The organism is Delftia sp. WSY_7 (assembly GCF_043104845.1).
Lineage (GTDB): Bacteria > Pseudomonadota > Gammaproteobacteria > Burkholderiales > Burkholderiaceae_C > Comamonas > Comamonas tsuruhatensis.
Genome location: NZ_JBICLB010000056.1, coordinates 18,953 through 33,907, shown reverse-complemented (window position 1 = coordinate 33,907; position 14,955 = coordinate 18,953). Strand labels below are relative to the sequence as shown.

Sequence of the window (14,955 nt, the reverse complement as noted above, 5' to 3'; positions counted from 1 at the left end):
AATCTCTTCCATTGCTTGTATCATGATGTTTCTTTGGGTTGATGTCCGGCTGAAGCCGCAGTAGCGGTGGATCGCACTGCCCATACCCGCAAACAGGATGTCTATGAAACTGACGCGCCTTTTCATTCAGAATTTCCGTAACTTAGAATGCCTGGATATCGCCCTGGATGGAAACAGCGTCATCGTAGGGGAAAATGGCGTTGGCAAGAGCAACCTGCTTTACGCACTGCGCTTGCTGTTCGATCCTTCTCTACCGGACAGTGCCCGCCAGTTGAGTCGGGAGGATTTCTGCGATGCTCTGGCCCGCCCGCTGGGCAACGCATCGATCAAGGTGTTCGTTGAACTGACCGATTTCGAGACGAGTCCCAACCAGTTGGCGATACTGGGCGAGTACCGTTTGGACGATGATGAAAAAACGGTGCGGCTCAGCTATGAATTCCGTCCTCTCCCGGATCTCAAGCGAGATCCCGAGACCGATGCGGACTACGAATTCATCTGCTACGGCGGGGAGTCTGGAACCAACGAGTTTGGTCATCAATTGCGGCGACGCCTTGCCATGGATGTGCTGCCCGCACTGCGCGACGCGGAGAGCGATCTGGCCATCTGGCGGCGTTCCCCGCTGCGTCCCTTGCTGGAAAGGGCGTTGACGAAGGTGTCGGATGCCGACATGGCGAAGGTCAGCGACGCGATCCAAACCGCCACCACGCGGTTGACGGACTTCGTGGCGGTTAAGCAACTGGAAACCGCGATTCGCAATCTGTACCGGGACATGAGCGGACCGCAACAGGATCTCAGTCCCAGTCTGGGTTTCGGGGCCACGCAGGTGACCCGACTCTATCGGACGCTGAAGATGCTGATCGACGAGGGCCGCCGCTCGGTCTCGGAGGCCAGCCTGGGCTCGGCCAACGTACTGTATTTGACGTTGAAAACGCTGGAACTGCGTCAGCTGATGAAGGAACAGCGACGCGACCACTCCATGCTGGCCATTGAGGAGCCAGAGTCGCATTTGCATCCCCACTTGCAACGCTCGGTCTACCGCCATCTTTTCCAGGATCTCGCTGGCGGGGATCAGGCGCTGTCGCTCTGGTTGACGACCCACTCGCCGCATGTCGCCAGCGTGGCGCCGTTGCGCTCCCTGGTACTGCTGCGGCAATCGCGTGAGGGCCGTACCGTGGCGGCATCCTCCGCCCAGATCAAGCTGTCGCCCAGTGAGATCGATGACCTGCAGCGCTACCTTGATGTCACGCGCGCCGAAATGCTGTTTGCGCGTGGAATCATCTTGGTGGAAGGCGATGCCGAGAAATTCCTGTTTCCGGTTTTTGCCGCGTCGCTGGGTCATGATCTCGATCATTTGGGAATCACGATTTGTTCCGTGGCCGGGACGAATTTCAAGCCCTATGCAAAGTTCCTGGCGATGCTCGGTATCCCTTTTTCGGTGGTGACGGATTGGGATCCTGGTAGTGAGGGTAAGGAACCTCTTGGATTCAATCGCTCGTGGCAGTTGGTGGAGGCGATTCTTACCGCGCAGGAAACCAAGGGCAGGAAGGCGTTGATAGACGCCATCAAGGTCATGAGTGGTGACGAATTAGCCAGTGCGTGCGAAAAATATGGGATCTTTTCCAACCATCACACTTTGGAAGTCGATTTGTTTACCGATGATGACTTCACAAGTTTGATCATTGAGACGTTGCGCGAGAAGGACTGGTCAGAGGAGAGAAATGGCTGGATTGATGATTGGGAGAAAGATCCAAAAAAATTGGATCCAGAGAATTATCTCAAGCTGATTGATGCATGCAGCAAGGGACGCTTTGCACAGCGCCTGGTCGCGCGGGCACAAGGCGTGATACCTCCGAGATATATTTCGGACGCCATCGAATTCGTGGTGTCGCGTGTCTGACCGCAAGGCCTATCTGCGCGCAGCCGAAGCGCTACGCGACAACACTGGGCAATGGGCAGCCTATGAGTCGACCGGCAATTGCGTGGTGCTGGCCGGTCCGGGGAGCGGCAAGACCAAGACCCTGGTGACCAAGATGGCCAGGATGCTGGCCGAGGATGTGGCGGAGCCGCGAGGGATCGCCTGCATTACCTACAACAACGAGTGCGCGCGGGAGCTTGAAAGCCGTTTGGCGGACCTGGGCGTGCTGCCCGGCAAGCGGGTCTTCATCGGTACCGTCCATTCGTTTTCGCTCACGCAGATCATCCTGCCGTATGCCCAGGTGGCAAAGATGGGTCTGCCGGCAGGCTTCGGAATCGCCTTGGGCAACGAAAGAACCGAGGCTTTGGCTGTCGCGGTGAGCGATACGGACTATGCCGGCGACACGCAGGATTTGGCCTCGGAGGTGGGAAGTTATCGACGCTCGTACCTGATCCGAGACGGCGTAGATTGGCAGACCAAGGATCCGGAGTTGGCTGCGCTGGCTGAAGCCTATGAAGCCGAATTGCGGCGTCGCGGCCTGATCGATTTCGATGACATGCCTTTGCTGGCTTACCGCGCCCTGAGAGCGCATGTTTGGCTGCGTCGGTCCTTGTTGGCGAAATTTCCGATTCTTGTGGTCGACGAGTATCAAGACCTGGGTGTGGCGCTCCATCGCATGGTGAAAGGGCTTTGTTTTCAGACCGGCATGCGACTGTTTGCCGTGGGGGATCCGGATCAGTCCATTTACGGTTTCAACGGCGCCAGGCCTGAGCGGCTGATCGAATTGTCTAACGTTCAGAATGTTGAAACGGTGCGACTGACACTGAACTACCGTAGTGGCAAGAACATCGTGGCCGCAGCGGCTGTTGCGCTGGGGGAGGATCGTGGTTATCGGGCCATCCCATCCTCGTCGCAAGGACTGGTGTTCATTCAACCCTTGAAGGGGAACTTTGACGCCCAGGCTCAACATCTTTTTGGCAAGCTACTGCCCGAGGTCATGGCCCGACAAGCCGAGCTGCGCCACGGGGACATCGCTGTGATCTATCCAGCGGCCTGGATAGGCGATGCGGTTGCGCGGGCGGCGCAGCAGGCAGGCATCCCGCTGGTGCGTACCGATGCCAAGGCCTTGTACCCCCGCGCAAGCCGGCTGATGCAATGGCTGGAACTGTGCGCGCAATGGGGCAGTGGCGGCTGGCGCTCCAGCCGCATCCGGTTCTCGCGCCTGGCTGCGGAAGGCCGAGGCTTGTTCGCCCAAGCGCTGCCTGGCGACGACGCGGCGACGCGCTTCAATCGCGACCTCATCACCTGTCTTTCGGCGTTGCGCGAGGGCGGCATGCCGCTGCATGACTGGTTGCGGCGGATGGAGGACCAGGTGATGGGCGCTTGCAAAGAAGCATGCACCGGTCTGCGTGAGGATTTCGAGACCCTGGCTACCTTCCAGGCGCGCACCGCGCCGGATGGCGACTGTCAGCAGATGACATTGCGGGACATGGCGGGCGATGGGGGGTTTTTGAACCGCATGACCCTGTCCACCCTGCATAGTGCCAAGGGCAGGGAGTTTTCGGTGGTGTTTCTGTTTGGCCTCAACGAGGGGGTGCTTCCGCGTGGTAATGTGAGTGAGCGCGGGCTCAAGGAGGCGCGCCGCTTGTTCTATGTTGGCCTGACGCGCGCCAAGCGGGAGGTGCATCTGATGCACTCCGCCGGGGAGGCCTCCAGGTTCGTGACGGAAATCGAGCGGCATCTGCAGTGACCCGTCGGGCTGTGCGCCTCCGCCCCATTTCTACTCCGAGCGATGGTAGTGGCCTACCTGCGGCTCGTGAACACGGCCGCGGCGAGCGGCAGGGCTGCGATCCCGCTGGGCAAGGGCACAGGCAGGACGAGGGCAAGCAGGCTCGCACACAGCAGCAAGACCAGCAAGGAGGCATGCCGCGCGAATCGCTCTGGATCGTGGCGCGTGAATGTTTTGGATCGAACGATGCACAGTACGCAGCCGACCATGAGCAGCACAGCCATTGCGAAACTCTGTATGGGCAGCCATTGCAGCAGGGCAGAAAGGCCATAGGCGGCCAGCCCAGGCACATGCGCTGGCGCGATCAGCAAGCCCGTCTCCACGGCGACGCCAGGGCGCCGCTGCAGCAGCGCGCCGGCCGCGTGCATGCCTGCGTCGGCGAACGCGCGCACAGCCTGGAGCTATGGCAGCGGGCGTGCGGCAAAGGATTTCAGCGGCATAAACAGGCACTCGTCGCAGGGCCAAGCGGCCCAGGCCGCGCGCGGGCCAGACAGCGTGACAATCATGTCCTCAAGCACCGCTCGCAGCGTGACCCCGGCCGGCGCCTGGCGGGACGCTGGCGCGGCGACTTCACCGGGTTCAGCGGGCGTGTTGGCGCAGGAGCGGGGCGTGCCAGCCCCATGGGGCTCAGTCGGCTTGCGCGCGGGTTGGGTGGGCTGCTTGTTCCGCGTGCTTCGGCAATTCGCGCGGGTCTAAGCAGAAACATGCATCCTTGATCTTGCGGGTCACCGAATAGCTGGAACAGGACGAAGCTCGGCGGCTGAAAACAGTCAACCGCGTTTGACCTGCTGAAATCAGTCTGTTAGTCTTCCTCCCGTGAATCGCCGCAAGGCACACAGTGACTGAGCTCTTTGTAGTCACAGCAGGGTCCCCCAAGGACCATGTAGAGCATTTTTTGCAACCCGGATGGGGGCCAGCTGCCCCATCCCGACCTCGCGGTCCGGTGCGTGCATCTGCGCTCCCTTTCCACATTCTGGAAACTTTGGAGATCACCATGCAAGCAACGAACGCACAACGCGAGTATTTCAACCTGCACACCAGCGGTGTCGGCTATCTGAGCCGTGTCCGCTGGGTTACACCGCAAGGCCGTGGCCGCAAGTCTGAGCCTTTCCTCGCATGCGCCATCAGTGCGTTGCGTGGGAGCTCTGATTCTTCCGACACGACATACTTCGACCTCCGTGTAAGCGGGGAAGAAGCGATCGGCTTGATCGAGAGCATGAAGCAAAGTGTTGACGAACGTCGCAAGGTCACTGTGACCTTCCGCATCGCCGACACCTATCCTCATGTCTACGAGCGCGATGTGCGCGACCAGCAATCCGGACGCCCCACAGGGCACAAGGAAATGGCCGCGCTCATCAAAGGACGCCTGATTCTCGTCTATTCGATTTCGGTCGATGGGGAGTCGGTGTACAAGCGCAACGTTGATTCTGATGCTGCTGCACCTGCAGGTGAGAATTCTCCTCGTGAGCATGCACCACAGGGCGAAGGCTTCTACCAGGACGAGTCCTGGCCTGAAGAGCAGCAACAGCAGGAGCAGCCGCGTCAAGCTCCGCAGCATGTGTCGCAGCAAGAGGTCCGTCAGGGCGCTCAGCAGCAACGTCCTGCGGATGCCCAACGGGCGGGCGCCGCCTCGCAAGGCTACGCTCAGCCGCGTCAAGCAGCCGCACCGGCCGCTCGTGGCCATGGCCCTTCGGCATATGCTCGTCGACCAGCACCGCACAGCGGAGCTGGTTATAGAGAGCCTGCTGGTAAGCGATAAGCTGATTCAGTCAAAAGCCCCCGTACTGCATTGCAGTGCGGGGGCTTTTTCTTTGTCTATTGTGAGCGATCCGCAAGGTTATTGGTCCACGACCTGACATGCGCGGCAATAATTCGATGGCTACAAGGGTGTAAGAACCGTTGAGAAAATTATCGTAAGCCTCCAAAGAATGAACATGTCCGAAGAATCCAATAAGATCAACTTTGTGCTGCCCACCGCGGCTGTCGTTTCAGTCGTGATCTTGGTCATAGCAGCTGTGAACCGCGAGAATAACAAGTACCAAGGGCTGTTTATCTCGATGATCTGCCTGTCAGTCACTTTTGGACTATTCTCCATCGCGGGGCTTCTCGAAACGAAGATAAAACCACTGTTGGGCTTCGTGAGCTTTCGGTGGGTGTTCGTGTCGGCTTTAGCATTAGTGGCCTACATATCCAGAGTGGACGCCGTCAACGACATCAACGGGGTGTTCCACATCGATGCGGGTGCATTACCGCTGACGACCATCGCAGTCACTGTGATGCGGTTCGCCACCTACATGTTCTGGCCGATGGTTGTCGTGGTAGTAACCTCCGCACTGGTGATCGGGTTCATGTTTTTCGGCTCCGTCCTAGACGACAAAGAAGATGTTGTAAAGGTGGTGCTTGGAGTGTGGGCGTGTGCGGCATTTGTGTCGAGCGGATTGGCTTGCCTTCTCATCTGTGGACAGCTCAGCGATGTTGGGATTAAGGCGAAGCTCTATCGCGTGGCGCACAAATCCGACTTCGTGGGCAACTTCAATTGCCGGGGCATCGACTCCAAAAGGTTTGCCGCCTTGTTCATCGGCCCAGAACAACGCCGAGTCCTTCTCGCAGAGAAGATCCCCAACGATACGTGGATCTTCAACGAGAAGGACCAGCAACCGGAGTTGATGCGTCCCGTGTCCATCCCGGCGTTCTTTCCAATCATGGATTGCTCGCCAAGCTTCCCATCGTCGGAGCCGTGACCGTCCTCGCTGGAAGAGGTGCGTTAAAGCAACCAGCAGAATTGTCCTGCGGATGCCCAACGGTCGGCTGCAGCCTGCCCAGGCTACGCTCAGCGGCGTCAAGTATCCGCAACGGCAGCGCGTGGTCATAGCTCTTCGGCGTACTTTGAGGTGCAGGTCTGGTTGGCTTGTGGCAAACTAGTCTCATGACTCGACCCTCACGCGTATCTACGAAGACCGGCGTGCGCAAGCATGTTGCTTCCGTCAACGCGGCCCTAAAACCTGTCATCGGTACATCGATAAAACAGGTTGGCCAAGCTGGCGGCGATGTCATCTTTCCAGTCTTGACTCATGAGCAGGCTGCCGCACTCATGAAAGAAGCGGGAATTTTGACCCCATCGGGAAAACTTAAAAAAATCTACGGTTGATGGGCCAGATTGTTTTAGCTTATCACGGCTGTGATATTACTATCCGTGACGGCTTGGTTCGCCGCGTTATCGAACCGAAAATTTCGAATAATCCGTACGATTGGTTGGGGAAGGGGCTTTACTTTTTTGAAGGTGATTTTCTTCGAGCTAAGAAGCTTGCGCAGAACTCTCATGAACGGAATCTCCAGTTACTGACTCGCCAGCCTATTGGAACGCCCGCAGTTGTAGGTGCGATTCTAGATATTGACCGATGGTTTGATTTAACAACGCAAACCGGTATTTTCGATTTCACTCGGGCAGCAAGCGCTCTGGTTGCTGGAAGTGCGGGTGGAGAGATGCCTCGTAATAAGCAAGCATTTCCGGATGACGAAGACTTTATACATCGTGCATTTGACAGGGCTGCCTGTGAGATGGTTCACAAATACCGTGAATTGACTCACCAAAAGGCCCTTGAAGAGCGTGACAGCGCTGCCATTGTAGCCTCTGCTCCATATCAAGCTTCTCGGGGGGCCTATGAACAAGGTGTGCAAATTGCTGATGGTAGTTCAGTGCGCAGTGACACTCATATTCAAATTGCCGTCCACGATTTGAGTTGCATTAGAGGGTGGTTTTTAGTGCCAGGTGATAAGCTACTCGACCCGCAGGAGTGGAGCGTAGCGGCAAAAGCGATGGCGAACGCCAAAGCAGAAAGGACTGCTGCGAAACCTCGAAAGGCGTCAAGGTGAATTCTGGGTCCTCGTTGACACCGATTGCTCACCGATGCCCAGCGGGCGGGCGCCGCCTCACAAGGCTACGCTCAGCCGCGCCAAGCAGCCGCACCTGCTGCTCGTGGCCATGGCCCGTCGGCATATGCTCGTCGACCTGCACCGCATAGCGGAGCTGGTTATAGAGAGCCTGCTGGTGAGCGATAAGCTGATTCAGCCAAAAGCCCCCGCACTGCAATGCAGTACGGGGGCTTTTTACTTTTTGACTAACATTTTGCCGGGAGTTGATTGAGGTGTGGATAAATGGCAATTTCTCCAGACTTCAAATCTCATATATTACTATTTTCTATTTTACCGACCCGAACAATTGAAATTTTCGGCTATCAACTGCTTTGTCATTTCGAGCATCTTGGGTTGACAGAAGTCGCCTTCGATTTTTGCATACCAAGCAGCTCGGATCTTGCCGTCGCGCTCTTGGGCGACAACACATTCCAAGTCACCTGGTTGTTTTTTCTTCGAGACCCAGAGGCGAACAGCTAGCTCGGGTCTACTTGGGATTTCGATGACGGCTCCCCAGAGAATATTTATGTTGGCTTTGGGTTCGGCAGGACGCACACACGAGACTATTTCCTGAGGCTGATTGGGTAATGGTGCGTCCAGAATGCTTGAAAGCTTTGCTGGGTCAGCGGCAGCTTTATCTACGATCGCAGGTGATATGCCCGTGTAAGTGAGCAATACCGAAGGCGCCACCGCCGCCCTAATCCCATCCACTGTTTTCCCAGCTTGGTAGGAGAGTGCCCAACGATCATCTAGCATGCCTAGGATGTTGGCACCTTTGACTCGGTTAGCGGCTTCTTCAACTCTGTTGGCCGTCAGTCGAGCTTCATTCATTTTGGCGTTGAGGGTTTCGTAATCAACTCCTGCAATGGCCGCGGACTTTGCGAGAGCCTCCTCTTTAGTTAGCAGAATCCAGTCCGCGCCGGGGATTTCCTTTGCCATGTCCACGTACCGAACAATGCTTGAGGTGTCCAACATAGCGAACCGACCTTGTGTGTCTCTTAGGTAGTCGTTGACTGAAGGGCATGATTCATCCTGCGAACCCTCTGAAAGGCCCTTTATACAGTACACCTGCCTAGCTACCTTCGAAAACTCCGCGACAGCAGCGTTTTGGGACAATGAGCGATACCCATCTTGCACAAGAATCGTGCCAGCAGTCGCCATCATAGCTTTTTGAACATCCTGAGCACTTCCGCCAGCAGCAGCCACAGCAAGGCCATTCATTGCGCCCGAAACGGCTGCCTTCTTCAGAGATTCCTTTATTCCCGTGCTGGCCAAGTCTGCGCCTGGGATTTCGGGCGCATACGCTTTAACCGCAGCGATCAAACCTATGCGTAGCGCTGCGTTCACATCACCACCTGTCTGGTAGTAGGCCAACCATGCAGAATAGGCAGATGCCCCTCCGGGTCCGCCATATGCTGAAGCAGCTGCGGACATCGCAGTTGCAACGATTGCGCTTTCGGCTGCGGCCCTTGCGGCGTTGTCACTCGTGCTTTGCATTTGCTGAGTACTCAGATGCCATATCGCATCAATCACTTTGCCTTCTCGGAAACGCTGTTCTGCTTGACGCACCAACGCGAAGGTCGACTCTGCCTGACGCACAGTGAACCTGTATGCTGCGATCGTGGCCGATTCGACTTCGCGCTGAGTTGCTTTCAGTTCACGTCCAACATCACCACCAGCTTCACGGAGGTTACGCTCGAAATCGCCAGCTGCCTTGCGCAAGTTCGTGCCAACACTGGACACGCCCACCCTTGTTTCTCGCTCGATGTTGGAGTATCCAATTCCAGCTTCCCGAATGATGTTCCCACTAATCTGGCCAATTTCCTTTTCGCCAGCTTTGATTAAATGGGATGTGATATTAAGGGGCTGGTTTTCCGGCTCGATCGGCGGCTCCCAGGGCATTGGTAACGGGTTTACAACAACTGGGCCAATCTTAATACTGATGCCTAAGATGGCATATGCTGGGCTTGAAGCAAAAAATAATGCTATACAGGAAATTGCAATTAAGTCTCGACGAGCTGTCATGTGGAAACGCTCCGTTGCTTTCAAGAAATTATTCGCATAGTATACGTTTTTACAGATTTTGGAAGGCCCCAAATGCAGCGTCGTTTCATTCTGACGGCAAGCGTCGTTCTAAGTGTTTCTCCTCTATCTTTGGCAGAGAATACTGTATGCAGCAAAAACGACCTTTGGCGATCGTGTGGCAGTAGAGCTATGGATGCGATGAGGCGCACAAGCGATCCAATAGTTGCTATCGAGATCGCTAACGAGTGGGCTGCGAGGTATGGCGCCTTGTATAGAGTCAATGCTCAGAAAACTTGGACTCCTAGCGACCAAGACAACCTTGAAATACTCATGGGAAAGCTTTGGGGCGAAACCGTCGGAAAGTACCTGGACACGGAGGGTCTGCTTTTGGATGCGGTACTCCAAAAATATATGCCAACTTTGGCTGCCATGCTCAGTTGGGGCAGCAAACCCTCTGTTGTCGCTATGCTGACTCTACTCGCACCTACGCCGGTCGCGAATGATTTCACGGAGGCACGTCTCCTGAACGAAGAAATTAACTCGCTGTTGGCCGCCAAGCTGCCGAATAGGACGAGCGCTACCATCAAGGAACGCTATCCCGAACTCTTCAGAAAATCAGTGAACAAACTCAAACCTGGTTCGCTGCCTTGAACTTGTTAGCTATGCAGCGCAGCCTCAAGCCTGACAGGTCGTCGTCTTCAATGGGCTCGATCAAAGGGGCGGTTGAAGGTGCCATCGTCAACCTGTTTTGGGGGCCGAACATCTTATCTTGCTTGGTCTGTAACCACACCTTTCCAAATCTGAGACGGATGAACATTCTGTTAAGAGATCACACCTAGGTCGGCAAGACTTCTCCTACGCTGCGAAGCTGCATTTGGGCTTCGTCAGCTGCTGCTGCTGCTGCGCGAAGCGCTGTGAGCATGGGTGCCGGCACGGAGCTTCCACACGCTTGCGCAGAGGCCATAGCCAGCGCCAAGATACGCTTGGCTGGAGCGCCGCTTTCCATGATCGCTGCCTTCAGCAATGGGACAGACACGCGTGGCGAAGTCAACAACGCCGGCGAAGCGAGTCTTCGCTGCCAGTCCCGGGAAAACTCATCGGCGAGCCTGCCAAGATCAACATGCAGCATTGCACGCCCCCCCAGGTCGGTCAGGTGGTAAGCCAACACCCACTGAGCTTGTGCGGCCTCAAGCGGCGACAAACCATCGCTGGCTATCGCGACGGACGCCGCACCAATCCTGTCGAGCCAACCTGGCGCAGTGCGAACCAAATCCATCGCGGACACGGGGGAGACGTCAAATTTGTCTGCCGCTTCTTTGGCCAGAGACAGGGCAAGTTGGTTGCCGCTGGGTCTGGATAAAGACGCCTCCCAGGCGTTCATGAGCGCTGACGGCTCCCCGCCGTCCAACGTCGCCAGCGACAACGAGCAGGCAAAGGCGTAGCTCGCCACCTGCTTCATCTGGTCGCTCAACCTTGCGTCACCGTCTGCCCTTAGCACTTGATGATGGGCAACGTCGTCCAACAGCCTGCGAACTTGGGATCCCACCTCAGCGAATTTGCCTTCGCGAACCAGCATCCCAATCTGCGCCATTCGGCACATAGCGGAGAGCATGGGCTCCTTGGACATCTCGGCCAGCTCGATCGCTTCGGCCAATCCGGGCATGCCAACGCCGGCCAGCGAGCAGACTCGAACCAAGGCGAAGGCGAGCACGTCGAGCTGTGTGGGAGGCTCGGCCTGCACCGCGTTGATGTCCAAATCGGGACGACTGGCCCCACCAATCCACATGACCGCTTGCGCTTGGTCACGCGGATCAAATGTGTTAGCCATCCAGCTCGCCAAGTTGCCTAGAAATCTCTGGGCAGCATAGAGCTGTGGCTCCTTCTGGGCGTCAATGAGATGATTCACGCTGCACCATGCAAGGCCCAGTTCTCTAAGTGCGTCGGCATGTACGCCGGCCCTGAACCAGCACTGGCTCGCATCTATTCGGAACAAGGCTGAGGGCATCACATCAGCTTCTCCGGCATCCACGAGCAAGGCCGCACGCTCGAACCAGCGCGCCGCGTCTGCGTATCGTCCGAGCTTCGCGCAGGCTATTCCAGCCTTTCTCAACGCGAACGGGTTACGAATGCCTTTCTCGCCAAGGGACGAGCCCCACAGGCACCCATCCCAAATCCTGATCGCTTCTACGTAGTCCTTGCGCCCATATGCCAGATTCGCCTCCTGCTCTTTGAGCATGAGCCGCTCCACGCCACCGGTATCTTTGAGTACACGCCGGGCGGACTCTTCGTCGTCAAGATGCTCGGAATAGACGATCGATAGCACCCTGGCTGCGCACTCCTCGCATGCATCAGCCTTCCATTGCTGCGCGAGAGCGACCCCGCGTATGAGCACGTTCGAGAATTCGGCCCAATCGGGCGTCTGGGACTGGTACTCGGTCACGAGCGCCCGGTCGAACATGCCCATTCCGTCGCGAAGGAGCGACATCTCAAATGCCTTTAAGAGCCGCGCCCTGATTCCAGGCGGAGCGTTCTCCAAGGTGGACAACATGTCCGAGACCTGTTCGCGCGAGCGGAAGTTTGACTGCGCGACCAGGAACAAACTGCCGAGCAGATCCTGGCCATCCAGCGCGTCGTTGCGAAGATCGCCCATGCCGCCGGCTTCGAGTAATTGTTCGAGAAGCGCGACGTGCTGCAAACCCTCAACCACCACGCTCGCGGAAAACGCGCCCTCAATGGCCAAGGCAATGCACATGCCGCGCATGCCAAGAAAGAGGTTCTGAGCCAACGGATTACTTTCCTGGTTGATCTCCCAGAGCCAGCGGCGTGCCATATCGGGTAGCATTTCCGGCCGGCGAGCGCGCGCAATACGGAATTGAAGAGATCGCACCAACAATGAAGCCAGTGGATCGAAATCGATTGCACGCACGCCGTCCTCAGCACCAAAGTGAACCAGCAGCTCGAGGGCTTCCGGTAAGCCCTCGGTGCTCTCAATGCTCATTGAGAGACTCGCGAGGAATCCCGAGAGGCGCTTGCCGTCATGCGACTGCCACGCGTGCATGGTGAGCGTCATGGCGTCCTGAACCGAAATAGTCTTCGTCGCCATATAAGCGTCGTAGAACAAGCCATGGGTCTGTCGCACCTTCTCGACCGCCCAGACCTCCCGCGTTTGGCCGTCAAGAAGGGGCGTCGCCCGGTAGAGCGTCTTGCCAATGCGCTCAACCCAACGACCGTCGAGACGGTCGAAGACAGCGCCGGGCTCATCGATATGTAATCTGGTCGCGAGCTGCAACGCAACATCCCGCTTGAACGGCGATGTTGTCAGGGCCAGGGCGAACAGCAATTCACGATCTGGGAGCGGCACATTCTTCGAAGCGCGCTGGCGCGCCGCCACGCGAGCTCCCTGTACCGTCGAGGGCACGGCGAAGAACTCTGGCGTGCTGGCGGCGGTCCACGCGTGGTCGCGCAACTCCAGTGCCGCCAAGTGAACGAGCTTCGGATGCCCGCCCGTATGCGCCAGAGTTATTCGAGCCCACCCCTCAGACCGCTGGTCGCTACACCCGATCTGCTCCAAGTAAGAGATAAGCTCAGGCTCCGAGATCCGCGGCACGCGGACCGTCGGAGCGCCAGCGGTCTGGAAGCGCGGATCGACAGCATCAGCAGGTACGCCCTTCGACGTCATGACCAAAGGAATGGCTGCGCGCCGGCAGCTATCGATGAGAATCTTCAGGCGCCCCCATAGAACATCGGGAACTCCTTGGTCAGCCGGTACGTCGTCAAGAACCAAGCAATGCACCGACTTTCCACTTCGCGCGTGCACAATCGCATTTTCGATAGCCGCAGCGGCAATAACCTCGTCCCCACCGCGGAGGTCCAGCCAAAACGGGCTGGAGAACATCCGTGCAACCAGGTTCGCTGCGGTGCTCTTGCCCTCGCCTTCGGTGCCGACCACGAGCAGGGCGCCTTTGGCGAGCAGTTCCGACCTCAAGTTCGAGATGAATTGGGCACGGGGCATGCATTCAACAGGCAGTTCCGGCAGTTCTAAATCGAAAACAGCGGTGAACGCGATGGGCGTCTGTGATCCTCCGGTGGAGACGGCCATAACCATCCCCATGGAGTTGGCAAGGGTCTGGGTAATCGACACCGGCACGCTGGTGTATTGCTCGAAGACAATCTGGGCATCGGCGAATGTGAGACTGCGGAGTTCCGGCTCCTTCTTGATCGCCGCTTGCCGGCAGTGATCGAGCAAGCCTGGCACGGCGCTCACGCAGATCCCTGGAGGAATCATCGCGCTCCGGCCCATGTTAATCGCCAACCTGTTGACGGCAAGGCGTACGGCCTCGGCAGACGGCTCGCCTGTCACCCACTCGATTCGGCTGAGAAGTTCCTCGCGAAGCCGCTTTGCATCCGCAGTCTGAAGAAAGTTCAAGAAGGTGTCGGATCCACCTTGGCCAAGAATATGATTCCGCACAAGCATCGCCGCAACGTCGTCTCCAGCCGCCGCCTTGCGCCAAACCAAAATACCTGACTCTCCAAGCGCGGACATCTGCTCCTTCCCGACTGCTCCACGGGTCAAAAAGCGCATATCGATCCGCTCGCGCCCGGCGTTGCGCTCGGTAAGCTCCCAGAAATTCCGAATCGCCTCGCGCACATCCGCCGAGTTGAGAGTAATGTTGGTAGGCGAGTTCTTCACCTGGGTGGTAACGGCCCCGTCGGGGCGCATCACGTCGTAGTCCTCCGCGCACTCGATGTAGATCTTCCCGTCGCCGCCGAGCTGGAGCCATGCCTCAACCGTTCTGAGGATCTGGTAGTCATAGCCCGCCATGGAGTCCATAGCCTGCCGAGCAGCTTCACCAGCAAGCGGGGGTAACTGAGCATCGGCGTTCAGTGTTGTATTCTCTTCCATTCAGGCTCAATCTTTCATGGCAGATCGCGCGAACGCAAGTGCAGTGTCAAAAAGTGGACCGAGAGGCGCAAAGCTTGTCGTCGAACTTTAAGCGAGGACTGCATTATTCCCAGAGCCCCTTCGCGTCTTAGATCTTCGGGCACTCCCAGGTGATCCTGGTCCTTTACTAAATGGGACCGCTGTGTCCGATAAAGAGTGAGCTTTATCGAACAGTTTGCCGCCGCGCTCATGCTGGCCGCCGCCCTGGATGATCGCGTCCAAACTGAGCTTGGGTGCCAACTCCAGGAGCTGCCCCATGAGATCGTCCAGCGACAGATGCCCTTGCTTGCGCAACAAAATTGCCAAGTGTTCTTGCTCTTGAGAAAGATATTGGCTTGCTCTGCCCCGAGGACCCATGGGCTCATCGAGCAC

10 protein-coding genes are annotated in these 14,955 nt (G+C 57.3%); 7 read left to right on the top strand and 3 right to left on the bottom strand.

From position 1 onward, the window contains the following. Nucleotides 1–103: 103 nt before the first annotated feature. Both ACF8ME_RS28965 and ACF8ME_RS28960 read left to right on the top strand, forming a co-directional pair. The gene (locus ACF8ME_RS28965; RefSeq protein WP_392419297.1) at nucleotides 104–1,897 is read left to right on the top strand and encodes an ATP-dependent endonuclease; all 1,794 of its coding nucleotides are present in this window, start codon (nucleotides 104–106) and stop codon (nucleotides 1,895–1,897) included. Next, the gene (locus ACF8ME_RS28960; RefSeq protein WP_392419296.1) at nucleotides 1,890–3,665 is read left to right on the top strand and encodes an ATP-dependent helicase; all 1,776 of its coding nucleotides are present in this window, start codon (nucleotides 1,890–1,892) and stop codon (nucleotides 3,663–3,665) included. Before ACF8ME_RS28965 ends, ACF8ME_RS28960 begins: the two co-directional genes overlap by 8 nt. Before the next feature lie 53 nt (nucleotides 3,666–3,718). Here ACF8ME_RS28960 and ACF8ME_RS28955 read toward each other — a convergent pair whose 3' ends face one another. Then, nucleotides 3,719–4,015: a hypothetical protein gene (locus ACF8ME_RS28955; RefSeq protein WP_392419295.1), complete on the bottom strand. Its 297-nt coding sequence runs from the start codon at nucleotides 4,013–4,015 to the stop codon at nucleotides 3,719–3,721. Between the two features lie 683 nt (nucleotides 4,016–4,698). On the opposite strand from ACF8ME_RS28955, the gene ACF8ME_RS28950 reads away from it, so the two are divergent. The 4 genes from ACF8ME_RS28950 (at nucleotide 4,699) to ACF8ME_RS28935 (ending at nucleotide 7,577) form a co-directional block, all read left to right on the top strand. After that, nucleotides 4,699–5,463 (top strand): DUF3577 domain-containing protein, encoded by a 765-nt coding sequence (locus ACF8ME_RS28950; protein ID WP_392419294.1) that lies wholly within the window; start codon nucleotides 4,699–4,701, stop codon nucleotides 5,461–5,463. A 175-nt stretch (nucleotides 5,464–5,638) separates the two neighbouring features. Further along, the gene (locus tag ACF8ME_RS28945; protein WP_392419293.1) at nucleotides 5,639–6,445 is read left to right on the top strand and encodes a hypothetical protein; all 807 of its coding nucleotides are present in this window, start codon (nucleotides 5,639–5,641) and stop codon (nucleotides 6,443–6,445) included. Between the two features lie 221 nt (nucleotides 6,446–6,666). Next, nucleotides 6,667–6,852 (top strand): hypothetical protein, encoded by a 186-nt coding sequence (locus tag ACF8ME_RS28940; RefSeq protein WP_392419292.1) that lies wholly within the window; start codon nucleotides 6,667–6,669, stop codon nucleotides 6,850–6,852. Further along, the gene (locus ACF8ME_RS28935) at nucleotides 6,852–7,577 is read left to right on the top strand and encodes a hypothetical protein (RefSeq protein WP_392419291.1); all 726 of its coding nucleotides are present in this window, start codon (nucleotides 6,852–6,854) and stop codon (nucleotides 7,575–7,577) included. Before ACF8ME_RS28940 ends, ACF8ME_RS28935 begins: the two co-directional genes overlap by 1 nt. A gap of 330 nt (nucleotides 7,578–7,907) precedes the next feature. On the opposite strand, the gene ACF8ME_RS28930 is transcribed toward ACF8ME_RS28935, so the two are convergent. Beyond that, nucleotides 7,908–9,641 (bottom strand): hypothetical protein, encoded by a 1,734-nt coding sequence (locus ACF8ME_RS28930; RefSeq protein WP_392419290.1) that lies wholly within the window; start codon nucleotides 9,639–9,641, stop codon nucleotides 7,908–7,910. Nucleotides 9,642–9,971: 330 nt separating this feature from the next. Here ACF8ME_RS28930 and ACF8ME_RS28925 point away from each other — a divergent pair, with 330 nt between their 5' ends. After that, entirely contained in the window at nucleotides 9,972–10,292 is a 321-nt protein-coding gene (locus ACF8ME_RS28925) for a hypothetical protein (RefSeq protein WP_392419289.1), read from the top strand. Nucleotides 10,293–10,476: 184 nt separating this feature from the next. Here ACF8ME_RS28925 and ACF8ME_RS28920 read toward each other — a convergent pair whose 3' ends face one another. Then, nucleotides 10,477–14,544, bottom strand: a complete 4,068-nt coding sequence (locus ACF8ME_RS28920) for a hypothetical protein (RefSeq protein WP_392419288.1) — start codon at nucleotides 14,542–14,544, stop codon at nucleotides 10,477–10,479. Between the last annotated feature and the right edge of the window lie 411 nt (nucleotides 14,545–14,955).